Source organism: Streptomyces sp. NPDC031497, assembly GCF_055580905.1.
Window position 1 is genome coordinate 275,307 of the sequence record NZ_JBVIKO010000008.1, and the last position, 24,663, is coordinate 299,969.

The 24,663-nt window shown below is 71.3% G+C and carries 20 protein-coding genes and 2 pseudogenes; 9 read left to right on the plus strand and 13 right to left on the minus strand.

Annotated elements, in window-relative coordinates:
* Positions 1-8: 8 nt before the first annotated feature.
* From ACZ5K7_RS19270 to ACZ5K7_RS19280, 3 genes are all read right to left on the minus strand, one after another.
* Entirely contained in the window at positions 9-1,898 is a 1,890-nt protein-coding gene (locus tag ACZ5K7_RS19270) for a phage tail sheath subtilisin-like domain-containing protein (RefSeq protein WP_468914771.1), read from the minus strand.
* Between the two features lie 85 nt (positions 1,899-1,983).
* On the minus strand, positions 1,984-2,805 hold the full coding sequence (locus ACZ5K7_RS19275; RefSeq protein ID WP_468914773.1) for a hypothetical protein: 822 nt from the start codon (positions 2,803-2,805) through the stop codon (positions 1,984-1,986).
* Positions 2,805-3,380, minus strand: a complete 576-nt coding sequence (locus ACZ5K7_RS19280; protein ID WP_468914775.1) for a Pvc16 family protein — start codon at positions 3,378-3,380, stop codon at positions 2,805-2,807. The genes ACZ5K7_RS19275 and ACZ5K7_RS19280 overlap by 1 nt, the downstream gene beginning before the upstream one ends.
* A gap of 602 nt (positions 3,381-3,982) precedes the next feature.
* Here ACZ5K7_RS19280 and ACZ5K7_RS19285 point away from each other — a divergent pair.
* Positions 3,983-4,180, plus strand: a pseudogene (locus tag ACZ5K7_RS19285) (IS1380 family transposase); the annotation flags it as partial.
* Positions 4,181-4,261: 81 nt separating this feature from the next.
* On the opposite strand, the gene ACZ5K7_RS19290 reads toward ACZ5K7_RS19285, so the two are convergent.
* Positions 4,262-4,840, minus strand: coding sequence for a TetR/AcrR family transcriptional regulator (locus ACZ5K7_RS19290; RefSeq protein WP_351704095.1), 579 nt, complete (start codon positions 4,838-4,840; stop codon positions 4,262-4,264).
* 90 nt (positions 4,841-4,930) lie between these two features.
* Between ACZ5K7_RS19290 and ACZ5K7_RS19295 the strand changes: the two genes are divergently transcribed.
* Positions 4,931-5,377: a DUF1772 domain-containing protein gene (locus tag ACZ5K7_RS19295; RefSeq protein WP_351704554.1), complete on the plus strand. Its 447-nt coding sequence runs from the start codon at positions 4,931-4,933 to the stop codon at positions 5,375-5,377.
* Here the strand turns inward: ACZ5K7_RS19295 and ACZ5K7_RS19300 are convergent.
* Positions 5,370-5,633: a hypothetical protein gene (locus ACZ5K7_RS19300; protein ID WP_468914777.1), complete on the minus strand. Its 264-nt coding sequence runs from the start codon at positions 5,631-5,633 to the stop codon at positions 5,370-5,372. The genes ACZ5K7_RS19295 and ACZ5K7_RS19300 overlap by 8 nt on opposite strands.
* The gene (locus ACZ5K7_RS19305) at positions 5,617-6,531 is read right to left on the minus strand and encodes an NmrA family NAD(P)-binding protein (RefSeq protein WP_450972960.1); all 915 of its coding nucleotides are present in this window, start codon (positions 6,529-6,531) and stop codon (positions 5,617-5,619) included. The genes ACZ5K7_RS19300 and ACZ5K7_RS19305 overlap by 17 nt, the downstream gene beginning before the upstream one ends.
* A gap of 102 nt (positions 6,532-6,633) precedes the next feature.
* Between ACZ5K7_RS19305 and ACZ5K7_RS19310 the strand changes: the two genes are divergently transcribed.
* Together ACZ5K7_RS19310 and ACZ5K7_RS19315 are read left to right on the plus strand one after the other, a co-directional pair.
* Positions 6,634-7,266 (plus strand): TetR/AcrR family transcriptional regulator, encoded by a 633-nt coding sequence (locus tag ACZ5K7_RS19310; protein ID WP_468914778.1) that lies wholly within the window; start codon positions 6,634-6,636, stop codon positions 7,264-7,266.
* 11 nt (positions 7,267-7,277) lie between these two features.
* A pseudogene (locus ACZ5K7_RS19315) lies at positions 7,278-7,406 on the plus strand (VOC family protein); the annotation flags it as partial.
* Positions 7,407-7,592: 186 nt separating this feature from the next.
* On the opposite strand, the gene ACZ5K7_RS19320 reads toward ACZ5K7_RS19315, so the two are convergent.
* The gene (locus ACZ5K7_RS19320; protein WP_468914779.1) at positions 7,593-8,015 is read right to left on the minus strand and encodes a hypothetical protein; all 423 of its coding nucleotides are present in this window, start codon (positions 8,013-8,015) and stop codon (positions 7,593-7,595) included.
* A gap of 71 nt (positions 8,016-8,086) precedes the next feature.
* Between ACZ5K7_RS19320 and ACZ5K7_RS19325 the strand changes: the two genes are divergently transcribed.
* Positions 8,087-8,299, plus strand: coding sequence for a hypothetical protein (locus ACZ5K7_RS19325; RefSeq protein WP_351704110.1), 213 nt, complete (start codon positions 8,087-8,089; stop codon positions 8,297-8,299).
* Positions 8,300-8,368: 69 nt separating this feature from the next.
* On the opposite strand, the gene sbnA is transcribed toward ACZ5K7_RS19325, so the two are convergent.
* The 6 genes from sbnA to ACZ5K7_RS19355 form a co-directional block, all read right to left on the minus strand.
* A complete protein-coding gene (sbnA, locus tag ACZ5K7_RS19330) occupies positions 8,369-9,457 on the minus strand; it encodes a 2,3-diaminopropionate biosynthesis protein SbnA (protein WP_468914782.1) in 1,089 nt (362 codons plus the stop codon).
* A gap of 36 nt (positions 9,458-9,493) precedes the next feature.
* Positions 9,494-10,564: a 2,3-diaminopropionate biosynthesis protein SbnB gene (sbnB, locus tag ACZ5K7_RS19335; RefSeq protein WP_351704116.1), complete on the minus strand. Its 1,071-nt coding sequence runs from the start codon at positions 10,562-10,564 to the stop codon at positions 9,494-9,496.
* Complete coding sequence (locus ACZ5K7_RS19340) at positions 10,561-11,565, minus strand: TauD/TfdA family dioxygenase (RefSeq protein ID WP_468914783.1); 1,005 nt, start codon at positions 11,563-11,565, stop codon at positions 10,561-10,563. The genes sbnB and ACZ5K7_RS19340 overlap by 4 nt, the downstream gene beginning before the upstream one ends.
* A 41-nt stretch (positions 11,566-11,606) precedes the next feature.
* Positions 11,607-14,858 (minus strand): non-ribosomal peptide synthetase, encoded by a 3,252-nt coding sequence (locus ACZ5K7_RS19345; protein WP_468914785.1) that lies wholly within the window; start codon positions 14,856-14,858, stop codon positions 11,607-11,609.
* Positions 14,859-14,871: 13 nt separating this feature from the next.
* Entirely contained in the window at positions 14,872-17,454 is a 2,583-nt protein-coding gene (locus ACZ5K7_RS19350; RefSeq protein ID WP_468914787.1) for a Pls/PosA family non-ribosomal peptide synthetase, read from the minus strand.
* Positions 17,455-17,929: 475 nt separating this feature from the next.
* Complete coding sequence (locus tag ACZ5K7_RS19355) at positions 17,930-18,193, minus strand: hypothetical protein (RefSeq protein WP_468914789.1); 264 nt, start codon at positions 18,191-18,193, stop codon at positions 17,930-17,932.
* Between the two features lie 406 nt (positions 18,194-18,599).
* On the opposite strand from ACZ5K7_RS19355, the gene ACZ5K7_RS19360 reads away from it, so the two are divergent.
* The 4 genes from ACZ5K7_RS19360 to ACZ5K7_RS19375 all read left to right on the plus strand — a co-directional run bounded on the left by ACZ5K7_RS19360 (position 18,600) and on the right by ACZ5K7_RS19375 (position 24,624).
* Entirely contained in the window at positions 18,600-19,127 is a 528-nt protein-coding gene (locus ACZ5K7_RS19360) for a hypothetical protein (protein WP_351704128.1), read from the plus strand.
* A 318-nt stretch (positions 19,128-19,445) separates the two neighbouring features.
* Positions 19,446-21,578 (plus strand): hypothetical protein, encoded by a 2,133-nt coding sequence (locus ACZ5K7_RS19365; protein WP_468914790.1) that lies wholly within the window; start codon positions 19,446-19,448, stop codon positions 21,576-21,578.
* A 113-nt stretch (positions 21,579-21,691) separates the two neighbouring features.
* On the plus strand, positions 21,692-23,209 hold the full coding sequence (gene pelF / locus ACZ5K7_RS19370) for a GT4 family glycosyltransferase PelF (RefSeq protein WP_468914792.1): 1,518 nt from the start codon (positions 21,692-21,694) through the stop codon (positions 23,207-23,209).
* Entirely contained in the window at positions 23,206-24,624 is a 1,419-nt protein-coding gene (locus ACZ5K7_RS19375; RefSeq protein ID WP_468914794.1) for a hypothetical protein, read from the plus strand. Before pelF ends, ACZ5K7_RS19375 begins: the two co-directional genes overlap by 4 nt.
* Positions 24,625-24,663 lie beyond the last annotated feature (39 nt).

A 24,663-nucleotide genomic window follows, 5' to 3' on the forward strand; every position in this document is an offset into this window, starting at 1 on the left:
GCCGTCTCTCAGGCCGTCTGCGTGGCCGTCCACTGGCTGATCCGGAAGACGACGAACTCGGCGGGCTTGGCCGCCGCGACGCCGACGACGCAGATCAGCCGGCCGTTGTCGAGGTCGTCGGCGTTCATCGTGGAGGCGTCGCAGCGCACGAAGTACGCCTGCTCGGGCTTGGCGCCCAGCAGGGCACCGCTCTTCCACTGGTTGAACAGGAACCCCTCGACCGTGTGCCGTACGGCGTCCCACAGGGCGGGCCCGTTGACCTCGAAGACGACCCACTGGGTGCCCTGGTCGATCGACTTCTCCAGGAAGTTGAAGTACCGGCGGATGCTGAGGTACTTCCACTCCGGGTCGTCGGAGATCGTGCGGGCGCCCCACACGAGGAACCCGGGACCGGGGAAGAAGCGCAGGCAGTTGACGCCCTGCGGGTTGAGCAGTTCCTGCTGGGACTTGTTCAGCCGGGTCTCGAAGTCGAGCGCGGAGCGGACCACCTCGTTGGCCGGTGCCTTGATCACGCCGCGGGCGGTGTCGCTGCGCGCCCAGATCCCGGCCATGTAGGCGGCGGGGGGGACGTCGACCCGGGTCCCGTCGAGGGGGCTGCTGACGGTGATCCACGGGTAGTACAGCGCGGCGTGTGTCGAGGACCGCTGGTTGCGGTAGTCCAGCGCCTCGTCGGGCAGGAAGCCCGGCGGCGTGTCCAGCGCGGCCACCCGGTAGACCATCCGCTCGCTGTGGTTGATCACCGCGTTGGCGATCGCCCGCGCCTTGCCCTGGGCGGCGGTCGTACGGTCCCAGCCGGTGGAGGAGCCGGGCGCGGCGACGATCGAGATGTCGTCGACCGACTCGAAGGCGGGCAGCCCGTTGAACGGCAGCGCGGTGGGGTTGTTCTGGTAGTCGGCGAAGCCGGTCGGGTCGCCCTCGTACTCGGTGACGTCCGGGGCGTTGCCGTCCGAGCCGCCGCTGAGGGTGATGACGCGCTGCCGCTGCTGCAACGGGGTTGTCGCCACGGGGCTGGTCCCCAGGATGGTGGCGTCGAAGAGCGCGGCGGCGATCATCCGCGGCAGGTCGTCGGGCGACGCCTGGCCCAGCCCGTCCACGCCCTCCACCGCGATCGGAACACTGAGCGCGGCACGGCGGGTGGGCGGGTTCGCGGTGAGGACGGTGGTGATGCCGGTGCCGACCGCCCGGGGGTCGAACCCGAACTCGCCGACCGCCTGGGGCGGGCCGAAGGCGGGCAGGCCCTGGGCGTCGACGGTCGGGTGCTGCACCTCGACCAGGGCGGTGATGGGGTAGACGCCACTGGCCTCGTCCAGCGCCAGGCCGAACGCGCCCCCGGTGAGGGTCCAGGCCCCGGTGGTGGTGTCCCGGCGCACGGTGAACACCCCCTTGTCGTCGGAGGCGGTCCTGGTCGCCCAGACGGTGTCGAACTCCCGTACCCGGGTCAGGTCCCCGGCGGCGGTGAGCGCGTTGGTGCCCGCGCGGAGCGTGAGGGTGACGCGCAGGTTCCCGGCCTGTCCGGGGAAGCGTGCCCGCAGGCTCAGCCGGGCCGCGTCGGTGTCGCGGGGCACGGAACCGAGACCGTGGTCGTCCTCGGGGGCGTCCGCGTCGGTGCGGGCGAACGTGCGCATCACGTACAGGCTGCTGCCGCCCTCGTCGAAGAAGCCCTTGACGCCGAGCGCGAGGTAGTTGGGGAAGCGGCCGGCGTCGTCGAATTCGAGATCGACCGCATCGCCGTAGAGACGGGTGAAGTCGGCGTAGGAGGTGAGCAGTTCGGGTCGGCCGCTGGTGGGGCCGGAACGGGTGGGCCCGATGAAGGCCGCCGTGCTGGTGCTGACTCCCTGGATCGTTCGGGGGCCAGCGACCTCTTCGACATAGACACCGGGTGCTAGGTATTGGGGCATCGTCGGGTCGCCTCCGCGGCTCGTTCGACTGGGCTGGGGCTGGGCTTCGTTGGGTTGGGCCGGGGCTCGGGAAGTGAGCCGGGGTTCACGAGGGCACCACCGTGAGCGGCAGTACCAGGGCGGTACCGAAGGTGAGCGTCTCGGTGACGGCCGGCCGGGGTCCGCCGCCGAGGTCGATCGGCGCGGGCGCCTGCCCGAGGATCGAGTCCAGGTACGGCGGGTCCTGCGCGGCCGAGTCCACCGGTCGGCGCAGAGCACCGGGCTCGCAGCGGACCGCGACGGTGACCGGCCAGGTGAGGGAGGCGAGGCCCCCGAATCCGGGTGCGGGGCCTGCCTCCGATACGCCGGGCAGCTCCGGCAGGGCCTCGGGGTAGGGAAGACAGAGCAGGAAGCGGCCGTCGGCGTCGCTCACGGTGGTGTAGCGGCCGGCGTCGGTCGACACCTCGACCACCCCCCACCCGAGGGGTCTCCCGTCCGGGGCGCCGTGGAGCTCTCCCCGGACGACCGCCCAGCCGGACGGCGCCTGCCGCCCGGGGGCCGGGTACAGCGGTACGGCGACAGGCGTACTGACCGGCACCTCGGCCAGGAGCGTCGTCGGCAGATACCGGCGAGCGCGGTCGGTCACCCGGACCACGAACGGCTCGGGAGCCGCCGGGACCGGCCAGTTCAGCGGCTCGCCGCCGGTGGAACGGGCCCGCTGGTAGGCGTGTCGGCCCGGCAGGCTGCCGAAGCCCAGCAGGTCCGAGAACGGTGAGGGGGTCGCGCGGACCGTCGTCGCCGGATCCTTCTCGGGCCAGGCGACGGCGCTCAGGCCGTCCCGGGCGAACGCGGCACCGGCCGCGTCGAAGCAGCGCACCGCCAGTGGCGCCCGGTACCCGATCCGCTCGCGCTCTTCGGGGACGCCCATCAGCCGGCCGCCGTTCCCACGGCCAGTTCGCGCACCTGGACGGGCGCGCCCTGCGGCACGGTGAGGTCGGACTCGACGCGTACGACGCGGGCGATGTACGGCACCGACAGCTGGAGGCTGCCCGGGAGTACCTGCCACAGCTGGAAGACGTCGTTGTCGCTCATTTCCATGGGCACCAGCTCGACGGTCTCCTCGGGCCGGAACACCCCCGGTACGGCGGCGTTGAGGAAGCCGGAGGACAGCACCGGGCTGTCGGCGATCGTGCGCATCGCCCAGCCGAGCAGGTCGTGCTCGGTGGACGCGTCCTGCCCCCAGGCCGTGAGGAGGAACGAGATCCGCACCGGCAGCGGGCGACGGTGGTCGGACGCCGCCGGTGGCAGGGTGCGCTGTACCTGGTCGACGGTCACCTGGTAGACGAAGACCGAGACGCCCTGGGCCATCGGGGTGGAGAAGTCCTTGCCCTGGTACACGTCGAACTGCGGCTCGATCCCGCCGAGCAGCGCCGGCTGCCACGCCTGCCGAAACAGCCGGGCAACGGCCTCGGCCACCGATCCGATCGACTGGTAGTTCGCCACCGCGTTGTCCCTCCGTTCTGTCGTCCCACGGACCATGGCAGGCCCCCCGTGACCGCGCCGTCACGAGCGCGTCACCGTCAACTGGCAGTCGTTTTGCGGGGGTTGTGCATCGGCGTTGTGCATCCCTGGAGACGCCGTCAGCCTGCGCCGGCCCGGCTCGACGGACCGGCCGCTGTGGCGGGAGTCCCACATCGTGACGGCTCCCCCGCCTTCGGTCCGGCTCGGGGCATCCGTGGACGCGCGGTCCCTCACGAGGACCCGCCAGGAGCCGCCCTCGCCCTGGGCTCCGGGCCCGGGCCGGTACCGACTCCGGTGGTTCTGCGGCGTGACGGCCGGGTCGTGGCCGCAGGCTCGTGGGAACGATCAGGTCTCATGGCCACCGCCCGAGTCGGTGCGTCCTCGTCTGCGAGGGGGGCGACATCCGCGCAGCGTGGCGAACCGTCCGTCACGAGCACGTCACCGATACGCGCGGAGGGAGCCGGTCCCGTACCCGGCCGACGATGCGCCGGTCCGCCGAGCGGAACGGGGCGAGACACGCGGTGGTCGCGGACTCACACGGCCAACCGGCAGTCGGCAGACCGAGGGACCTGCTTCGCGGCGCCACGAAAGGCGACCGGCTCGCCGACCTGGAACTGTGTCACCGTCGACGGGCGCGCTGCGAGGACCGCATCCGAAACACCCGCGGCACCGGCCCGCGCAACCCGCCCCCGCATGACACCGCGCAGAACCAGTTCTGGCCGGAGATCGTCTCCCTCGCCCTGCCCTGCGGCACCCGCCGCCGGGAACCCAGGAAGCTCCGCCTGCCCGCCCGACGCCCCTGGACCGGCGCCCTCATCCACACCCTGCCCCAGCCTCGGCCGCGTGCCCGCCGGGACGGCGTGTCAGATCATGGCGAGTCGGTCCACCAGCAGCTCCACCCTCCGCTCGGCGTCCCCCGGTGGCAGCCGTCCCGCCCGGGTCAGGGTGGCCAGCCCGTGCAGGGCCGCCCAGAACACCTCGGTGAACAGGCCCGGGTGGACGCCGTCCCCGGCAACCTCGCCGAGGCTCTCCAGCAGGGCGGCGAAGGCGTCCTTCAGCGGCTCCGGGGTGTCCTCGTTCGCGAACACCAGGCCGCCGTCGAGCTGGAACATGGCGTCGTAGACCGCCGGGTTGCGCTCGGCGAAGTCGAGGTAGGCGCGGGCGAGGGCGGTGACCCGGCTGCGAGGGCCGTCCGCGGCGGGGGTCGCGGCCCGCAGCGCCGCGGCCATCTCGGCGGCACCCTCGAGAGCGACGGCGCCGATGATCTCGCGCTTGCCTCGGAAATGGCTGTAGAGGACGGGCTGGCTGTATTCGATGCGCTCGGCGAGCCGACGGGTGGTGACCGCGTCCCAGCCCTGCTGCTCGGCGAGTTCGCGGGCCGTCGCCACGATGAGGCGCTCGCGGTCCGCCCGTTCGCGCTGCTTGCGTTCCTGTACCGACACGATTCGATCCTAGCACTGCTAGACAAGCAAGCGGCAGCAGGGCTAGCGTTGCCTCATCGGCTAGCAACACTAGATTCCGGGAAGGTCGCCATGCTCAACGCACTCGAGGTCTTCACCACCGTGGTCGTCGGCCTGATGGTGGGGGTGGAATTCTCGGTCGCCTTCGTCATCAACCCGATCCTCGACGCCCTCCCCGAGGACAGCGGCCAACTCGGCCGTGCCCACGGCGGCCGGATGCTCGGCGCCCTGATGCCGTTCTGGTACATCGGCTCGCTCGTCCTGAGCGCGGTCTGGGCCATCGCCGGATGGCATCACCACGGCGCCGTCCTCGTCGTCATCGCCGCCGCGCTGCTGATCCTGAGCGTGATCATGTCGCTCCTGCTGCTCGTCCCGATCAACAACCGGGGCAAGACGTGGACCCCCGAGAACCGGCCCGAGGACTGGAAAGAGCAGATGAACCGCTGGGACCGCTTCCACTACGTCCGCGTCGCCGTCATCATCGCCGCCTTCGCCCTGCTGGCCGCCGCCCTCACCTGAGCCCGCGCACCGAGACCGCGCCGGTGGCGCGCGATCCGGCCGCCGGCTCCTCGTCGGTGGTGGGATCAGACCTGGCGCGGCGCACCACCGTCGACGTCCCACGACGTCCCCCGACGTCCCACCCTGCGGCGGTGATTTGACCCGACAGGGGTGAGACGAGGTACCCGATGGCCTGCGCGAGGTCCTCGGGCGTGGCCCACCGGCCCGCGAGCACCGGCACGAGGCCCGGGCCGCAGCTGTCAGGGGAGCTGGGCAAGCAGTTCCTGACGGTGTGCGGTGGCCCACGCGGCGAAGTGGATGGGCTCGCGGCCGAGCAGGTCCTGGACCGTGCCGGTGGTGACCTGGGAGTAGTCCAGCCGGCCCTCGTAGGTCTGCCGCACCCACACCAGCGTGCTGGCCGCGTACGCGTCGTCCATGGTGTCGGGTGCGGTGTCCAGCCCGCCCTCGATCATGCGCGTCAGATCGTCCGGGGTGATGACCACCGCGGGGATCTCCTGCCCGAGAGCGGCGGAGAGGACCTCGGCCACCTCGGCGCCGTTGAGGACGTCGGTGGACAGGTAGTAGTCCTTGCCCGCATGCGTGTCAGGACCTTCGGCGAGGACCTTGGCCACAACCGCCGCGATGTCGTCGTTGGCGATCCAGCCGACCTGCTTGTCGCCCATCGGCCACACCAGCCGGCCGTCGCGCAGCCGGTTGATGCCCAGCAGGTTCTCCATGAACACGTGCGGATGCACATTCGCCCAGGCCAGCTCGGAGCCGGCGATGTAGCGCTCCACCAGCTCGTGCCAGGCGAAGTGCGCATCGGTGGAGCGCTTGTCGCTGAACACGCCCAGGTGCACCAGGAAACTGACGCCTGCGTCCTCGGCGGCGTCCACCAGGGTCTTGGTCTGGTGGTTCATCGCCGAGGTGTAGCCGGTCATCAGGAAGACCCGGTCGATGCCCGCCAGCGCGTCGGAGAAGGTGTCGGGGTCGTCGAGATCGATACGGACCGCGTCCTTCCCCTCCTTGATCCACTGCTCGACGGTCGACTTGCTGCGTGAAGCGCGCACCGGGACCGCCTGGCCCGGCGTCGCTTCCAACGCCTTCACGACCGCCGCTCCGGTACGGCCGGTGGCCCCGAGAACCAGCACCCGGGGGGTGTCCGTCTGCTGCATCTGCCTCTCCCTTGACTCATACGAAAGCAATCACTTTCGTGAGACTCGATAGTGGTTGCTGTCGTATGCTGTGTCAAGTCGACGCGAGACCGGAGGAAGACCGTGCGTACCTGGGCAGCGAACGACCCCAAAGCGCGCCTGATGGCACGCAAGCGCGAGGCGATCATCAACGCGGCTCTCGCGGCCTTCCTCGACGAGGGGTACGGCGGAAGCTCGGTCAACCGCATCGCCGCGAGCGCGGGCGTGTCCATCACCACCCTGTACCGGCACTTCGAGAGCAAGGACGATCTCTTCGTCGCCGTCATCCAGGAGGCCTGCGACACCTCCGCACAGACCGCGAACCCGAAATGGCTGGACCTGCCGCCGCTGGAAGGCCTGACGGAAGCAGGCTGCGAACTCCTCCAACACATCCTGTCCGAGCAGCAGTTGGCGCTGTTCAGAGTGGTCGCCCGGGATGCGCAGCGATTCCCGGAACTCGGCCGCCGCTACCAGCAGGAGATTCTCGGAGACCGCGTAGCCCTGTTCACCCGGCATCTGTCCCACTGGCCGGAGGAACTGCGTACCAAGGTCAGCGACCCGACACGGGCCGCGCACGTCTTCTCCGCCCTCCTCCAGGCGGAGATCGTGGACACCGCTCTGCTCGGCGGACCGGTCCCCGACCCGGCCGCCCTGCGCATCCGCTCCCAGGAAGCCGCGAACGACCTGCTCGCCCTCGCCCGGACCGGGCGGCTCTGAGCGGGCGAAAAAGTGCTGCCCATCAGGCGGAGTTGGTCGCACGCCTGCGGGCGCCCGGCGCGACGCCCGCCGACGTGGGCCAGGGCGACGTGCCCTGGACGGTCCTCGCCGACCCGGAGGGCCACGAGTTCTGCGTCCTCGCCCGCCCCTGACACGAAGCCTCGACGACAGGTCGGCACGTGCGCCCCGACTTCTTCCCGTCGCGGGGAGGACTCGTCACACCGAGGGACAGCGGAGAAGCGGTCCACCTCCCCCGGCCGCGCGCCGCATCGCCGGCCGCGCGGCAGACCGAAAGGCCCGATGAGGCTCGACAGCCTCCCGGGGAGTCACCTTGCAGCGCTCGGTGGCGGTGCGCAGCGGGCCACGATCTGCTGCGCGTGGTGATCGTCCGGGCCGAGGTCCTTGACAGCGCGATCGGCTTCTCGGACCCGGCCCGTCTCGCACAGCAGCTGAACCATGACGTACAGGGCGTCGCGGTCGCCGTCTTCGGCACGGTCACGCAGCGCCGCCTCCATCCCTCGCTCGCGAAGCGACCTGTTGAGCCTCCGGCGTGCGTGGACATCGGTGCGGGCGAGTTCCGTGAGCTCGGTGAGCCGTTCCGCGCGGGCGAGCAGGTCCAGATGCCACAGATGGTTGTCGTGAGCGGACGGATCGGCGGAGTGACACCCGGCGCGGACGCTCACCAGCGCGATGGCCGTCTCCCAATCACAGACCTGCTCCGCTGCCCGGGCCTGCTCGAACCACTCCACGGGACAAGTATCGCCTGGGCTCCGGGCCCGGTCAGAGGGTGGACCCTTCATACGCCGACTGCCCTAGGGATATGGCGAGTTCGGCCGCGCCCCGCCGGGTGCCCGGTCGGTCGTCGACGCAGATCGCCGTCAGCGCCTGCGGGCACGCGCGTACTCCCCCGCGCGGTGAGTCGGCTGTCCATCAACGGACCGCCGCACGCGGCGCGAACCGGCGCACGATTCTGCTGGTTGCCGCGCTGGCGTGCGCGACTCTGCTGATCGGCGTCGGCCTGCTGCTGACGTGAGCCTCGGCGGGCCCTCGGACGCTGCCGGTGCGGTGGCGTCCGAGGGACTGCCCTGCCGGGTGCCCGGCGTCAGGTGCTGCGGCGGCGGGCCGGAGCACGTGACGCGGGCTTGGGTTCCCGGGGTGGGGCGTTCGTCTGTACGGCGTCATCGGTGACGTCTGTGACTTCTGTGACGTCAGCGGCTTCGGTGACGTCGATGACGTCGGTGTCGAGCACCGCATCGCCGTACAGGTCCTGCAGCCAGTTGGTCTGGTAGATGGTGTCGAGGTAGCGCTCGCCCAGGTCCGGTGCGATGGCCACCGTGGTGAGGTCACGGGCGTCGTGCCGGGACAGCCAGTCCGTCGCGCCGCTCACCACGGTGCCGGTGGACCCGCCGAACAGGAAGCCGTTTCTGGCCATGCGGTGACACATCCGGATGGTGTCCGGCTCGTCCACCCGGATCACCTCGTCGACGAGGGACTCGTCGAGCAGCGGCGGCCGCATGCTCATGCCGAGGCCCGGGATCATCCGGCGGCCCGGCTCACCGCCGAACGCCACCGAGCCGGCCGCGTCCACGGCGACGATCCGCACCGGCCGGGGCAACTCGCGGAAGTAGCGCGCACAGCCCATCAGGGTTCCGGTGGTACCGGCCCCGACGAACAGCACATCCAGCTCCGGGAACCGGCGGGCGATCTCCGGGGCCGTCGTACGGTAGTGCGCCAGCCAGTTGCCGGCGTTGGTGTACTGGCTGAGCCAGACGTATCGGTCGTCGGAGGCGCACAGCGAGCGGACGTAGTCGATCCGCTTGCCCAGGAACCCACCGTTGGAGTCCTGGTCGGCCACGATGTGCACCTCGCTGCCGAGTGCCTCCATGAGGAGTCTGGTCGACAGGTTGCACCGGGAGTCCGTCACACACAGAAACCGGTAGCCCTTGCTTGCGGCGATCATGCTGAGCGCGACGCCGAGGTTTCCGGAGGAGGACTCCACGAGAACGGAATCCGCTGTCAGGATTCCGTCCCGCTCGGCGCTCTCCACCATCTCGTTCGCGGCCTTCAACTTGATGGAACCTGCGAAGTTGAAGGCCTCGCACTTCAGGTAGAGCGGGTATCCGCAGATCGATGCGAGATCGACGAAGAGGTCGCCCTCGTTGAAGGCGTGGGGAGCGGATATGACGGGCACGGCGGGCCTCCTGGTGCCGGGCCGAGGACCACGGCCTCAGCCGTACCGACGCAGTTCGTGGAAGAAGTCATCGATGAGACGCAGCTCCCCCGCCCGGGACACCTCGTCGTAGACGTGCTTGCCGACGGCGAGATCGAGGACACCGAGTCCGAAGGGCGAGAAGATCACCGGTCGGTCGGCCGGCGGCGCGGCCCGTCCGGCCATCACGTCGCCGAGGGTTCCGTTCAGGAAGTCACGGTTGCCGCTGAGCTGTTCGGCAAGGTGGGGCGACGTGTCGGCCTTGAGGCAGTGCTCGACGTCGTCGACGAAGTTGGCCGAGCCCAGCAGGATCTCCGGGGCGAGGTCGCGCAGGGAGACGTGCAGGACCAGCGGGTTGTGGGCGAACAGCGCCTGGTCGGTCACGTGCGGCCGGCCGGCGATGGTGGCGAAGACCACGAGGTCGCTGGAGCGGACCAGGTCCTCGGCGGTGTCGTGGACGGTGATGTGCGCGGTGCTGCCGGTCTCCCGCAGGTAGCCGCGGAACCCGGCGGAGCTGTCGGCGGACACGTCGTGCACGCCGATCTCGTCGAAGTCCCAGCCCGTGCCGGCCAGGAAGGTGTGGATGTAACGGGCGATCAGACCCGTACCGAAGAATCCGACCCGGGTGGGGCGGGTCCGGTTGCGGCTGAGCCAGTCGGCGGCCGACGCCGCGGAGGCCGCCGTCCTGGTGGCGCTGATGATCGAGCTCTCCAGGCAGGCGAACGGGTAGCCGGTGTCGTGGTCGTTGAGGATGAGCACCGCGGACGCCCGCGGCAGCCCGGCACTCACGTTCTCCGGGAAGCTGGAGACCCACTTCAGGCCGTCCACCTGGACCGGCCCGCCGAGGGAGGCCGGCAGCGCGATGATCCGCGAGGTGGGGCGGTCGGCGAAGCGCAGGAAGTACGACGGCGGGTTGACCGAGTCTCCCGCGTCGTGCAGCCGGTAGACGGACTCGACCAGCTCCACGAGCTGTTTCTCGCGCCCGCTCAGCGCCTGCTGCACCTGCTCACCGGTGATCACCGCGAAGGTCGGCACGGCGGGCCCGTCGGGCACCGCGGACCGGGTGGTGGTCGAAAGAGTGTCGGTCATCGCTCGCTCGCCTCCAGGGCCGGGCAGTCGTCCGCAGGCCGCAGGGGCTCGCCCAGGCCGACCAGCACCTGGCGCTCTCCGGTGAACGCCTCTCTGCTGTGCGCGCTGCTGATGTTGTCCACGAGCAGCAGGTCACCGGCCTGCCAGGGTTCGCGCCTGGTGTGCGCCTCGTAGGTGCTGTTGACGATCCGGACCACGTCCTCGCCGATCGGGGTGCCGTCGCCGTGGCGGGTGTTGAACGGGAGCCCGTCCGGGCCGTAGACGTCGAGCAGGTACTCGCGTACCTCCGGGTCCAGCGTCCACTCGTTGAGGAAGGCGATCTGGTTGAACCAGCAGCGCCGGCCGGTGACCGGGTGCCGGACGACGGCGGGGCGGCGCTGCTCGGTGCGCAGTGTCCCGTCGGGCTGCCAGGTGCAACTGATGGCGTTCGTCCGGCAGTAGTGCTCGATCTCGGCGCGGTCGGCGGTGCCGAACGACTCCGCGAGGCTCGCCCCGATCTCGTCGTTGTAGCTGCGGGTCAGGATCCAGCCCTCCCGCTCGAACCGTTCGGTGAGCCCGGTGGGCAGCGCCCGCAGCACCTCTTCGGCGTCGGCCACCGCCGTGGCTCCGCCCTGCTGGGGCGCGGTGAGGCAGGCGAACAGCAGCAGGCCGGGCACCTCCTGCTGGTAACTGAGCTCGTGGTGCATGCACATCGGCTGGTTGTCCGGCCAGGGCGTGGAGGAGTAGAGCCCCCGGCCGTGGGCCTCGCGGGGGGCGAAGGCCTCCCGCTCCGTCATGAGGTCTCCGGCCAGCCGGGCGAAGACGGCACCGGCCTGGCCCGCGTCGCGCAGTCCGAGGCCGCGGACGACCAGCGCCCCGTGCTCGGTGACCTGTGCGCGCAGCGCCTCGCGGTGCTCGGCCGTCCACCTCGGGGCGTCGTCGGGGGGATCGACGCACAGCAGTGCCGGTTTGTCCGGCCGCAGCTCCACGTCGAGTGGTGATGCCAGGGATGAGAACGGCATCTCGGTTTCCTTTCGGTCGACCGCCTGGGGTGTGACGGAGGTCAGGAGGAGGCGAGGGGGAGGACGGTGTTCAGAACGGCCTGTGCCGTCTCGGCCGGACGGGTGCGCAGGAAGTGGTGGCCCCCGTCCGCGAGTTCGTGGAGGTCGACATGGTCGGCCAGGAGCAGCCAGTCCCGGTGACGCTGGGCGTGGCCGGCGGTGTGCGGGTCGTCGGCGGCTACGACCACCGAGACCGGCGCGGTCAGTTTCACCGGCGGCGGGGCTTCGAGGGCCTGGTGGAAGTAGCGGTGCGCGGCGACGCAGTCGTGCCGGTAGGCGGCGGCGAGGTGTTCGGCGTGCGGCGGGTTGAGTTCCACGAGTTCCGCGTAGCCGCCGTCCGCGGTCAGCCGCTCGGCGATCTCGGCGTCGCCGGCGGCGGTCAGTTCGACGATCGCGGCGAACCGGTCCGTGGCGGTGCCGAGGAGTTGCGCGCCGAGGAAGACCCGGGCCACGTCCACGCCCCGCTGCTGGAGCCTTCGGGCGGTCTCGACGGCCGCCGCGGTCCCCGAGGAGTGGCCCCAGAGCACGACCCGGGTCAGACCGCGGGCTGTGATCTCGGCGACGGCCTGCTCGGCCACCTGCTCGATCGTCGCGAACGGCTCGGGGGGCGCGGCCAGGTTGTGGCCGGGCAGGTCCACGGCGAGGACCGGCAGGCCGCTGCCCGCCAGCGCGCTCGCCATCGGCTGGTAGTTGACGGCGTTGCCGCCCGCGTACGGGAAGCAGACCAGGGCACATTCCGAGGCGCGGCTCCCGCCCGACAGGGGCAGCAGCAGCTCCGGGCGCTGCCGGGCCGTGCCGTCGAGGAGGGCCGCCAGGTCGGCCAGGACCGGGTGCCGGGTGATGTCCTTCAGGGACACCGCGCGGTCCAGGGCGAGGCTGAGCTTGACCGCGGTGAGGGAGGTGCCGCCGGCGTCGAAGAAGTGGTCCGTGCGGCCGATCCGCCGCTCGGGCACCCCCAGCAGTTCGGCCCAGGCCGCGGCCAGCCGCCGTTCGGTCGGGCTGAGCGGGGCGTCGTCGTCCGCGGTCTCCCTGTCCGGTGCCGACTGTTCGGCCAGGGCGGTCAGGGCCTTTCGGTCGATCTTGCCGTTGGCGGTCAGCGGCAGGCTGTCCTGCCAGTGGAAGGCCGAGGGCACCATGTAGCCGGGCAGGGCCGCGCCGAGTGCCTTGCGCAGGGTCTCCGGCTCCTGCTCGTCGCCGGAGTAGAAGGCGATCAACTGTTTGCCGCCGCCGGTCCGTTCGGCGACGACCACCGCGCCGTCCCGTACCCCGTCCACCCGCAGCAGGGAGTTCTCGATCTCGCCGATCTCGATGCGGAAGCCACGGATCTTGACCTGGTTGTCCCGGCGGCCGAGGAACTCCAGCTTGCCGCCGGGGTGCCAGCGGCCCCAGTCCCCGCCCAGGTAGAGCCGTTCACCGGGCCGGTACGGGTCCGTCCGGTACGCCTCCCGGGTGCGTTCGGGATCGTTGACGTACCCACGGCCCACGCAGACACCGGAGAAGGCGATCAGTCCGGGGGCGCCCAGCGGCACCAACGACAGGTGCTCGTCGACGACATGGACGCGTACGTTGTTGACGGGCCGCCCCAGCAGCACCCGTTCGGGTACCTCCCGGAGCACCTCGTGGTTGGTGTCGTCCGACGTCTCCGTCAGCCCGTAGGCGTTGAGCAGCTCGATGCCCGGCTGGACCGCGAACCAGCGCTGGACCAGCTCCCGTTTGAGCGCCTCGCCGGTCACCGACACACAGCGCAGGTCCGGGAGCATCCGCGGGTGCCGCTCCAGATAGGAGACGACGACCTCCAGATAGGACGGCACGAGCTGCGCCACGCCGACCCGGCCGCGTTCCAGGGTGCCGACGAACCGCTCCACGTCGGTGATCACGTCCTGCTCGACGAACAGGGTCCGGCCGCCCACCAGGAGCGGGGCCATGAGCTGCCACAGGGAGATGTCGAAGCACTGCGGGGCGGTCTGCGCCACCACGGTTCCCTCGCCGATCGACAGGTCGTCGATCTTGGCGTGCAGATGGTTGAGCATGCCCGCGTGCTCGCACATCGCGCCCTTGGGCTCACCGGTGGAGCCGGACGTGAAGTAGATGTAGGCGAGTTGACCGGGGTCGACCCTGATGCCGGGGTCGTCGTCGGCGTGCGATTCGGCATACGCCGTCTCCACCAGGAGCTTCTCGACGCCCTCCAGGGTGGCCAGCGCCTCGTCCAGGGTGTGGGTGCTGCCGGACTCGGTCAGGACCAGCCGGCATTCCGCCCGGGACAGCGTCGCCGCGATCCGGCCGGCCGGGAAGTGCGGTTCGATCGGCAGATAGGCGCCGCCCGCCTTGAACACCGCCAGCACGGCGGCGAGCCAGTCGAGGTTGCGCTCGGTGACGACGGCGACGACGTCCTCCCGGCCCAGGCCCCTGGTCAGCAGTGCGCGCGCCAGCCGGTTGGCCCGCCGGTCGAGTTCGCCGTACGTCCACTGCTGCTCGCCGTGGACGGCGGCCACCGCCTGCGGATGGGTCCGGGCGCGCTGCTCGAACAGTTCGTGTGCGCGCGCGTCCGGCAGCGGGCGGTCGGGCCCGGCCATGCCTTCCAGCTGCTCGCGTTGCTCCTCGGACGACAGCAGGCTCTGCCGGGTGTGGTCGGCGTCCGGCTCCGCGGTCATCAGCCGCAGCGCCGTCAGGTGGTAGCCGCCGACGCGGGCCGCGGCCCGGGCGTCGAGTACGTCCGTGCGGTACCGCAGGCGCAGGGTCAGCCGTCCGTCCCGGTCGGACCAGCGCACGTGCAGGACACCGTTGTCGGCATGGGTCCCGTCGGCTTCCGCCGGCCCGAAGACGACCTCGTACGGCGGCTCCGCCGGCCCGAGTTCCCGCCGCAGCTCGGCCACCGGGAAGCCGCGGCGGGCCAGCACCTCCGCCTCGGCGGCGCGAGCGGCCGTGAGCAGGCCGGCCCAGGGTCCGGCGGGGACGGAGGCCCGGCACGGCAGCGGCTCGCCCTCCGCGCCGGTGGCGTACCCCGTGACCACCTCCGGCTCGCCGGAGAGCACGGCCAGCACCTTGAGGTGCGCGGCCAGCATCAGCGCGCCGACCGGCAGGCGCCGTTGCCCGGCCAGGTCCCGTATCGCCCGCGCCGTGTCGTCCGGCACGGGTATCTCGTGCTCGGCCGCACCCTGAACCGGTTGCTGAGCCCACCGCGGCACGGCGGTGGCACCGCCGGCGGTCAGTACCCGGCTCCAGAACTCCCGGTCCGATTCCACACGCGTTCCCATCGAATGGCCTTCCTCAACTCACGGTCGCAGTGGTGGCGTCGGCTGCTGACGCGGTCCCGCCGGTGACACCGGGCAGGTTGCCGCTCCCCGGCATGTCCACCGCGGGATTGCCGCCCCACTGCGCGTTCGGGGGGACTTCCTCGCCCTTCATGAGGAAGGCGTCGGGCGCCAGTACCGAGCCGTCGCCCATGGTCACGCCGTAGTGCACATGGGCGGCGATGCCGAGGGTGCAGCCGGCGCCGAGGGTGGTGACGTCGGACTTGAAGGTGCCGTCCTCCTGCGAGTGGCACTGGATCTTGCTGGCGGCGTTGAGGGTGCAGTCGTCGCCGATGGTGCTGAGCGTCCGCTCGGTCATGTAGACACCGTCGTCGAACACCCTGCGGCCGATGCGCACGCCCAGCAGCCGCCAGACCAGGGTCTTGAACGGGGTGCCGTTGAAGATGTTGAGATAGTGGTCCGGGACCTTCCACAGCCGCTCGTGCCACCAGAAGTACGGGTCGTAGATGGAGCACAACCGGGGGCGCAGCGCCCGGAAGGATGCGATGCAGCGCTCCACCAGGACGAAGTACGCGGTGGAGAAGGCCAGCGTGAAGGCCAGGTATCCGCCGATCACCACGTCTCCGACCACGCCGTACAGGTCCACGGAGGCGAGTCCGAACAGGGTGAGCGCGAAGGTGTGCAGCCATCGCACGAGCAGCATGCCCACCATGGAGCGGAGGTTGTAGCGGTTCTTCGCGGCGAGCCGGCGGCGCAGTGTGTCGCCGGTTCTGAGGTGGTCGAACCGGGTGTCGCGGTCCACCGTGCGGGGGATCTCGAAGCACGGTGAGCCGAGGAGGCCCACGCCCTGCCGGATCTCGCCGTCGAGGGGAACCATCACCTTCGTCGCCAGCAGGCAGTTGTCACCCGTCCTGCCGCCCGCCGGATAGGCGATGTTGTTGCCCAGGAAGTTGTGCGGCCCGATCGTCACCCTGGACAACCGGAAGGACGTGCTGGAGAAGTCCGCGTTGAGGACGGAGAGGCCGTCCGCGACCATCGTTCCGCTGCCGACGGTGACCAGCAGGGGCGACTCGTGCTGCACTTCGGTGCCGAAGTTCGAGCCGGTCTGCTCGACGCGTGACAGGTCGTATCCGATACCGCGGAGGTAGTGGACGATGTACGAGCTGTCACCGAAGAGCCAGGCGAAGAACTTGATGTTCGTCATCCGGGCCGTGGTCCGTTGCAGCACGTAGTGGAATCCGTAGAGCGGGTAGACCTTGTCGGGCCTGAGGACCAGGCCCACCAGACGCGGCACGGTGCACAGGGTCAGCAGACCCAGGACCACGAACCCGAAGAACAGGACGAGGGAGAGCACGAGCGCGTCGGGGAGCAGTTCCGAGGGGTTGAGGGCGGCCGACTGCGGGTCGAGCCGCTTGCCGATCGTCGGTACCTCGGTGAAGAGCATGTACGCACCGCCGACGAACAGCGGGATGTACAGGAGGAACATCTGCGTCAGGGTGCCGAGGCCGAACCAGGCCCGGCGCAGGGTGCCGCAGCGGGCGGGGGCGACCCTGGCGTAGTCGACCTGGGTGGGTTCCGCCGGGGATCCGTGCCAGTGCTCACCGGCCGGGACCGTCTGGCCGCGGTACAGGGCGGACGAGTGGCCGAGCTGGGCACCGTCGCCCATGGCGGTGTCGATGTCCAGGACGGTCTTCTCGCCGACGAAGACGTCCGCGCCGAGGGTGACCCGGCCGGTCTGGATGTGTCCCGCGTGGGCCCGGTAGCAGAGGAGGAACGCGTCCTTGCGGACCACGGTGCCCGCGCCGATCGTCAGAAGGTCGGTGCAGACCGGGACGGAGTGGGAGAAGATCGTGACGCCCTTGCCGATCCGTGCGCCGAGGGCCCGCAGGTACAGCACGTACAGCGGGGTTCCGGCGAGGAAGACCATCGGATTCGCGTGGAGCAGCACCTTGACGAGCCAGAAGCGCAGGTACGCCAGGCCCCAGACGGGGAACTCACCGGGCCGCCAGCGGCCGACCAGCAGCCATTTGGCGACGATCGGGAAGGTGCACAGCGCCACGAACGCGATGCCTCCGAAGAGCACCGACCGCAGATAGATGCCGGCCAGGCCCGAGCCCGCGGCGATCCACTCGTAACCCGCGGCGGTGACGAATCCGGAGACCAGCGAGTAGCCCAGGAAGACCAGTAGCTGGACGGTTCCGCAGAGCAGATGGGTGCGCCGTTTCCCGCGCGTCACCGGGGCCGGCGGCGGGGGCGTCGCCGGGGACGGGACGTCCGCCGGACCGGCGGGGGCGGGCGTGGCATCCCCGAGCGCCGTGGCCAGGCTCTGGATCGTGGGATGTCGGTAGATGTCCTTCATGGACGGGGAGGGCAGATCCGCGGTCTTGCGTATTCGTGCGCAGAACTGCGCCATGACCAGGGAGTTGGCGCCGAGATCGGTGAAGAAGTGGCCGTCGAGCGGAACGCTCTCGGCGCCCAGGAGGTCGGCCAGTGCCCGCGCGAGCCGCCGCTCGGTCTCCGCCCCCCTGCGGCCGGTGTCGCTCAACGCGACGACGGATTCATCCGGTTCCGAAACGACCTCGGAGGACTGTTCCACCATGCGATCTCCTGGAGAACGTGGATGTTCCTGATCACGAACCGGCGGATTCAGTTTGTCCAGAGAGATCTACGTCTGCCACTTTTGCCACGGATTTAACTGCTTGGAAAGCATGATTCGCCGGGCCGGATCCCCGGGGATTCAGGCCCAGACGGGTGCGACCCGGTTCACCCACATGGCGGCCCCCCAAGCGGATGCGCGCACCCCTCGGGCGGGGACCGCATGGGGAAAACGGGCACCCCGGAGCCACGGCGACGCGGTGGCCGATCCGCTCGCGCGTCGGGGCGGGCCGAACGCCTCACCGGCCGTCCGGCCCCCGGTCACCGCGGCCGTGCGGTCACATCGGCACGCCGGGGCCAAGGCTCCGCTCAGGCCCCGGCTCTGCGCAGGCCCCCGCTCTGCGCAGGCCCCGGCTCCGGCTCCGCGCGGGCCGTTCCGCCGCAGCAGGCCGCTTCCCGGCGGCAGGCCGCGCCCCGGATCAGCCGGCGGCCGTCCAGGCCTTCGGTCCGATGCCCCGCCACTCGATCAGGTCCGGGTCGTCGACCGTCGTATTGGCCTCGGGCAGCCCGGCCCGGCGCAGGAACTCGACGACGTCGAGCAGGTGATACGCGGTGCCGACATACTCTCCGCGGATGGTCACCCGCCTGCCGCCGTCGGGGCCCGGCGGCTGCACCACCACAGGCGCGTCCTTCATGATTGCCAAATGCCCCGTACCGGGCCGGGTCATGCGGGCGCGGCGCATGCGTGTACACCTTGTTTGGACATCGTTCCGGCCGGTCGCGACGGTCGACGCGCTCGGGTCCGGCTCTCCGCGCCGGACCTCCGGGCGGCGCACCGCCGGTGCGGGGGCGGGCGGGGCCGGAAATCGGCGGATGGCCGAGATTCCCCGGGAGGCGGAGGGGCGGGAGGGACGTTCGGTGCGGCCGGTACACGCCAATAACAACCGCCCCAGGGGCGCGGGCGATGCTCGGCGCCGGGCCGGGCGGCCGCTCAGGCGCGCGCCGGTCACGTGCCCGTTTGACCCGGCGATGACGCCTTCACGCACCGGTCACATGTTCTTCACAGTGCGCACGCTTTCAGTCACTTAGCGTGCTTGTTCGATCGCCGGCGGGAGACGTCCCGCGTTCCGGCTGCCTAGCCTCCCGGCCATGCGATCACCACTGATGAGACGCTTCGGCCTCGGTGCCGTTCTCGCCCTCGCCCTCGCCGTCTTCGGGCTGGCCCCCAGCGCGAGCGCCGACCCGGCACCGGCCGAGCTCACCTTCGCCACGAACGCCGCGACCACCACGCCCGGCGGCACGGTGAACCTGTCGATGACGATCACCAACAACAAGACGTACGACATCTGGTTCGTGTACCAGACGATCGACCCGACCTATCTGACCACGCAGCGCCCCGACCTGAAGTACAGCTTCACCGGCTGCAGCCTGGCCGCGGCCGACGGCACCAGCACCGCCTGCTCCGGCACCGGGCCCGCCAACCTCGGCGCCGACTACGGCGCCACCGTCCCGCCCGGGCAGAGCCGCACCGTCACGCTGACGCTGAGCGTCGCCGCCGACTCCGGTTGCAACGGCAACATCGGCTTCTACTCGTACTTCTACGCCGAGTTCAGCGACTCCACGAACACGAGCGGCGGCCCGGTCTACACACCCGAGACGCGCGTCCTGTGCGCCTGACGGTCTGTCGGGGTTGACCTGAAAAGGTCGGCGATCGGTCAATGGTCCGGGGCCGGGTACTCTCTCCCCCAGAGAGGTCCCGGCCTGCACCGCGGACGGAAAATCGGGCAACTCGGTTCCATCGATGGCCTGTTGGTCGCCTGCTCTTTTCCGTCATGTTTCGCAACACGACCACGGAAGCTACACACAGGCATCACTATGTGACGCGACGGATGCGTCGACGAACTGGCCTCTCAGGGGGAAGCCGGCGTCGGCGTAGGGGGTGCGTCCGCTCTACGGAGCCGTACTCACCCGTGCCCGGGGAGGGGACTTCACCGCATGAAGCGGACCATACGCACGGCCGCGCTCACGGCCGGTGCGCTCATAGCCACGCTGGGCCTGCCGGCCGGCGCGGCCCATGCCGACGACGCACCCAGAATCGACCTGCGGGTGTTGGTGGTCAGTGACGGGGGGCCGTCGACCGACGCCATCGCAGCCGAACTGACCGACGCCGGCACGCCGTTCACCGAAATCGATCTGACCCAGTCGACACGGCAGAGCATCGACGCGGCCTTCCTGGCGGACACCGTCGACGGGCGGCCGCGCGCCAGGTTCCAGGCCGTGGTGCTGCCCAACGACAACCCGTTCGCGGCCGGTTCGAGCGAGATGGCCGCACTCACAGCCTACGAACAGACTTACCAGATCCCCCAGGTCGATGCCTATACCTACGCGCGTCCAGAAGCCGGTTTGCAGTACCCGGTCGGCAGCGCCGGCTACTCCGGCAGCCTCGACGGCGCGCAGGCCGACGTGACCGACGCAGGCAAGGCGGGCCCCTTCGGCTACCTCGACGGCACCGTACCCTTCGAGGACAACGACCCGTCCGTGGGCGAGAGTTACGCCTATCTCGCGCAGCCGGCGGCCGGCGCCGACTTCACTCCCTACGTCGAGGCCGCGATCCCTGGACAGTCCACGAAGGGCTCCCTGGTCGGCGAGTACCGGCACTCCGGCCGGCGCGAGCTCGTCGTCACCTTCGTCTACAACCAGTACCAGGAGCAGTTCCGGCTGCTGGCCCGCGGCATCGTCGAGTGGATGACCGGCGGAGTGCACCTCGGCGCCTCCCGCAACTACTTCGCGGTGCACGTGGACGACCTGTTCGCGGCCGACGACCGCTGGAACACCGAGCTCAACTGCACGCCCGGCGACGTCGACTGCACCGACCCGAACGCCACGCCCGACCCGATCCGCATGACGTCCGCCGACGTCGACCACGCCGTGGCCTGGGAGCAGAGCAAGGACTTCACCCTCGACCTCGCCTTCAACGGCTCCGGCAGCGTGGACCAGCGCGAGGACAACGACGGCGTCGACCAGCTGGCCGACAAGCTGATCGCGGACAAGAACGACTTCCGCTGGATCAACCACACCTACACGCACGCCTTCCTCGGCTGCGTGCAGGACACCACCGTGGTGCCGTGGGTCTGCGAGACCAACGCCGACGGCAACACCAAGTGGGTCAGCGAGAACGACATCTCCGACGAGATCGCCACCAACCGCGTCTGGGCCCAGACCAACGGACTCCCCCTGGAGAACGACGAGTTGGTCACCGGTGAGCACTCCGGTATGCGGGTGCTGCCGCAGCAGCCCGACGACAACCCGAACCTGGCGCCCGCCCTCGCCGCCAACGGCATCGACTGGCTGGGCTCCGACAACTCCCGTGATCCGCAGCAGCGTCAGATCGGCGCGGCCGAGACCGTCCCCCGCTACCCGATGAACGTCTTCTACAACGCGGGCAAGGCCTCCGAGGAGGTCGACGAGTACAACTGGCTCTACACCAGCCGCGCCCAGGGCGGCAGCGGCATCTGCGAGGACAACCCGGCGACCACCACCTGTCTGTCGCAGCCGCTGGACACCAGCACCGGCTACACCGGCCAGATCGTGCCGCTGGAGACCCGGATCGCCCTCGGACACGTGCTGTCCAACGACCCCCGGCCGCACTACATCCACCAGTCGAACCTGGCCGAGGACCGCATCGCCTACCCGGTGCTGGACGGCGTACTCGACGGCTACCGTGCCCTGTTCGCGGACAACACCCCGGTGGTGAACCTGCGGTTGAAGGACATCGGGACCGAGCTGAAGCGCCGGGCGGACTGGCAGGCCGCGCTCCAGGCCGGCCAGGTCACCGCCTACCGCATCGGCGACGCCGTGACCGTCGACGCGCCGGCCGGCCTGGAGGTCACCGCGAGCCTGCCGACCGGGACCACCCTGGCCGGCACCGCGTTCGGCTCCGCGTACGCGGGCGCCGTCTCCGGCTGGACCCCCTCGGCCGGCGACCCGATCGGCCTCACCCTGCCGGCCACCACCGCCGCCCCGGCGGTCACGGCGGCCGACTCCACCGCCCCGGCCACAGATCCCGCACCCGACACCCGGGTCCCGGCGGGTGTGACCGAGTCGGTTCCCGCCACCGTCGGCGACTGAACAGCGCTCCGCAGCACCAGCGACCGAAGCGAGAACAGACCCGCGGTCCCGGCCGCCCGCACAGCGGCCGGGACCGGCACGACCACCCCACACCTCGGCCGTGGAGCACACCGATGCCCCTTCCCTACGGCGCGCCAGGCACCCGCACTACGCGCGTCACCCTGCTCACCGAAGGCACCTACCCGCACAGTCACGGCGGCGTCAGCGTCTGGTGCGACCAACTGGTGCAGGGCATGCCCGACATCGACTTCGACATAGTCGCCGTCACCGGCACCGGACGCGAACCCGTCGTCTGGGACCTGCCCGCGCACGTCTCCCACGTGTGGTCCGTGCCGATGTGGGGGGACCCGCCGCAGGGCCGTGCGCCCCGGGGCCGGGCCCGCCGCCAACTCGCCGACACCTATGGCCGGTTCCTCGCCGCGCTGCTCGATCCCCGGGAGGAGGACGGCTTCCCGGCCGCCCTGTACGCCATGGCCCGGGCCGCGGCCGACGGCACGCTCAGCCCGTTCCTGCGCGCCGACACCGCGATCACCGTGCTGACCTCGCTGTGGAACCGGCCGGGGCTGGCCGTGCGCGAGGCCCGGCCCACCCTGCACGACGCGCTCACCGCGACCGCCCTCCTGGAGCACGCCCTGCGCCCGTTGACCGCTCCGCTGCCCGAGAGCGGGGTCGCGCACGCGGTGAGCGGTGGCGTCGCCGCGCTGCCGGGCCTGGCCGCCCTGGAACAGCACGGCGTCCCGCTGCTGCTCACCGAGCACGGCGTCTACCTGCGGGAACGGTACCTCGGCTACCGGACCGCGCCCTACCGCTGGCCGGTGAAGGCGGTCGTGCTCGGGTTCTTCCGGCTGCTGGCCCGCGAGTCCTACCGCAAGGCGGCCCTGATCACCCCGGGCAACCGCTACAACCGGCTCTGGGAGGAGGAGGGCGGCGCCGATCCGGAGGCCATCCGTACCGTCTACAACGGCGTGGACCCGGCCGCGTTCCCGGCGGCCGGACCGGAGCCGGAGGTGCCCACCCTCAGCTGGGCGGGCCGGGTCGACCCCATCAAGGACCTGGAGACCCTGATCCGGGCCTTCGCCCTGGTCCGGGCCCGGGTCCCCGAGGCGCGGCTGCGCCTGTTCGGCGGGACGCCCCGGGGCGGCGAGGCCTACCGGGAGCGCTGCGAGGCCCTGGCCGCCGAACTGGGCCATGGCGACGCCGTGACCTTCGAGGGCCGGGTCGACGACATCAAGGACGCGTACGCGGCCGGCAACGTGGTGATGCTCTCCAGCATCAGCGAGGGCTTCCCGTTCACGCTGATCGAGGCCATGTCCTGCGGGCGCGCCACCGTCTCGACGGACGTCGGCGGGGTCCGGGAGGCGGTCGGCGACACCGGGCTGGTCGTCGCGCCCCGCGACCCGGCGGCCATGGCCGCGGCCGCGCTCGAACTGCTGGGCGACCCGGCGCGCCGCCGGGCGATGGGCGAGGCAGCCCGGCTGCGGGTGATCGAGCAGTTCACACTCCGGCAGACCATCGACACCTTCCGCGCCATCTACCTCGAACTGCCCGACCGCGCACGGGAGTCGGCGGTCGAACCGGCGGCCCCGGCCGAGCTGTCCGCCGCGTCCGTCCCCGGGGGCGTGGCCCTGTGAGCGGACCGATATCCCTCGAACCCGGCGGCTCCGAACAGGACACGCTGGCCCTGCGGCTGGCCGAGCCCCGGCCGGCGCCCCGCCGCCGGCCGCGCTGGGCGCTCGACGACACCACGCTGACCATCCGGCTCCCGCGGCGCGGCCCGGACGAGGACGCGGTCAGCGAGCTCGCCGCCGAGCTCGCCGACCGGATAGGCCCCGCCGTCCATCCCTACGAAGTGGCCGCGCTACTGGAGTCGGAGGGCCTGTCCGCCGCCCTGATCAACGAGCGGTACGGCCATCCGAACCTGTTCTCGCTCGCCTCGGCGCTCTACGAACGGGTGCCCAGGACGTTCCCGGAACCCGCGCCCGCGGCCGACCCGTGGCGGCCTGACACCGTGCGCTGTCTGCTGCGGGGCGTGCTGTTCGCCCTGCCCGGACTGGCGTATCTGCTCACCGCTCCGCTGTGGAACGCGGCCGGGCACGCGCCCGCGCTGATCGTGGCCGGGCTGGTCTCCTGGGCGTGGGGGCAGGCCCTCGGCCACCGCGCCCATCTGCGGATGGCGACCGGACGGCACGAGGCGGCCCGTACCCTCCTCGTCGGCGCACCGGTCGGGGCGGTGCTGGCCACGGGTGCCGCCGCCCTGGCCTCCGGGGGCGGCCGGGTCGTCCTGGCCGCCGCGGCCCAGTCGCTGTACCTGGCGGCGGCGGGCGTCCTGCTGGTGCTGGCCCGGGAACGGCTGCTGCTGGCCGCCCTCAGCCCGCTGATCGCCGGTGCGGCCGTGCTGCCCTGGTGGGAGCCGGGCCGTCCGCTGCGGGCCGGGCTGCCGCTGCTGGCGCTCGCCGCGACGCTCGCGGTCACCGGGTGGGTCCTGTGGCGGACCCTTTCGGTCCCGGCCGTCGCCGGCGGCCACCGGCCCAAGGTGCTGTGGTCCCTGCCGTACGGCCTGTTCGGGCTGGCCGCCGGGGTGCTGGTGCTCCTCGAGGGGCGCGAGGAGCCGTACGCGGTGATCGTGCTCACCGTGAGCATGGGGCCCGCGGAGTGGCTGCTGTACCGCTACCGGGGGCTGTCGGTCGGCGCGCTGCGCGCCACCGCCACGCCCGCCGCGTTCCTGCTGCGGTCCGCCGGCATCCTCGCCCTCTGTCTGCTGCTCTACCTGGCGCCGCTGCTGCCCGCCGCCCTGCTCACGGGCGCCGCTCCGGCCGCCCTGCTGCTGCTCGCGGCCACGCTGTGGACCGCGCTGCTGCTCCAGGCGTTCGGCGCGGCCTGGCCGTCGGCCGCGCTCTGTCTCACCGCCGCCACCGTCGCCGGCGCGTTCTCCCTGTTCCACCTCCCCGGGGCCGATCTCGCGCTGCCGCTGTGCTGCGGCACCGCCGCGCTGTGTCTCGCGGCCGGCGCGCTGGTGCTGCTCGGCCGTCCCGCCCCGCACGGATGAGTCACACCCCCCATGATCCACATGCCCAACCGACCGGAA

What these genes read in the sequence shown, in the direction of transcription:
- ACZ5K7_RS19365 (WP_468914790.1), top strand. Translation starts at nt 19,446, where the DNA reads ATGAAGCGGACCATACGCACGGCCGCGCTCACGGCCGGTGCGCTCATA.
- ACZ5K7_RS19360 (WP_351704128.1), top strand. Translation starts at nt 18,600, where the DNA reads ATGCGATCACCACTGATGAGACGCTTCGGCCTCGGTGCCGTTCTCGCC.
- ACZ5K7_RS19345 (WP_468914785.1), bottom strand. Translation starts at nt 14,858, where the DNA reads ATGGGAACGCGTGTGGAATCGGACCGGGAGTTCTGGAGCCGGGTACTG.
- ACZ5K7_RS19350 (WP_468914787.1), bottom strand. Translation starts at nt 17,454, where the DNA reads ATGGTGGAACAGTCCTCCGAGGTCGTTTCGGAACCGGATGAATCCGTC.
- ACZ5K7_RS19325 (WP_351704110.1), top strand. Translation starts at nt 8,087, where the DNA reads ATGGCGAGTTCGGCCGCGCCCCGCCGGGTGCCCGGTCGGTCGTCGACG.
- sbnB (WP_351704116.1), bottom strand. Translation starts at nt 10,564, where the DNA reads ATGACCGACACTCTTTCGACCACCACCCGGTCCGCGGTGCCCGACGGG.
- ACZ5K7_RS19270 (WP_468914771.1), bottom strand. Translation starts at nt 1,898, where the DNA reads ATGCCCCAATACCTAGCACCCGGTGTCTATGTCGAAGAGGTCGCTGGC.
- ACZ5K7_RS19295 (WP_351704554.1), top strand. Translation starts at nt 4,931, where the DNA reads ATGCTCAACGCACTCGAGGTCTTCACCACCGTGGTCGTCGGCCTGATG.
- ACZ5K7_RS19355 (WP_468914789.1), bottom strand. Translation starts at nt 18,193, where the DNA reads ATGCGCCGCGCCCGCATGACCCGGCCCGGTACGGGGCATTTGGCAATC.
- pelF (WP_468914792.1), top strand. Translation starts at nt 21,692, where the DNA reads ATGCCCCTTCCCTACGGCGCGCCAGGCACCCGCACTACGCGCGTCACC.
- ACZ5K7_RS19305 (WP_450972960.1), bottom strand. Translation starts at nt 6,531, where the DNA reads ATGCAGCAGACGGACACCCCCCGGGTGCTGGTTCTCGGGGCCACCGGC.
- ACZ5K7_RS19275 (WP_468914773.1), bottom strand. Translation starts at nt 2,805, where the DNA reads ATGGGCGTCCCCGAAGAGCGCGAGCGGATCGGGTACCGGGCGCCACTG.
- ACZ5K7_RS19340 (WP_468914783.1), bottom strand. Translation starts at nt 11,565, where the DNA reads ATGCCGTTCTCATCCCTGGCATCACCACTCGACGTGGAGCTGCGGCCG.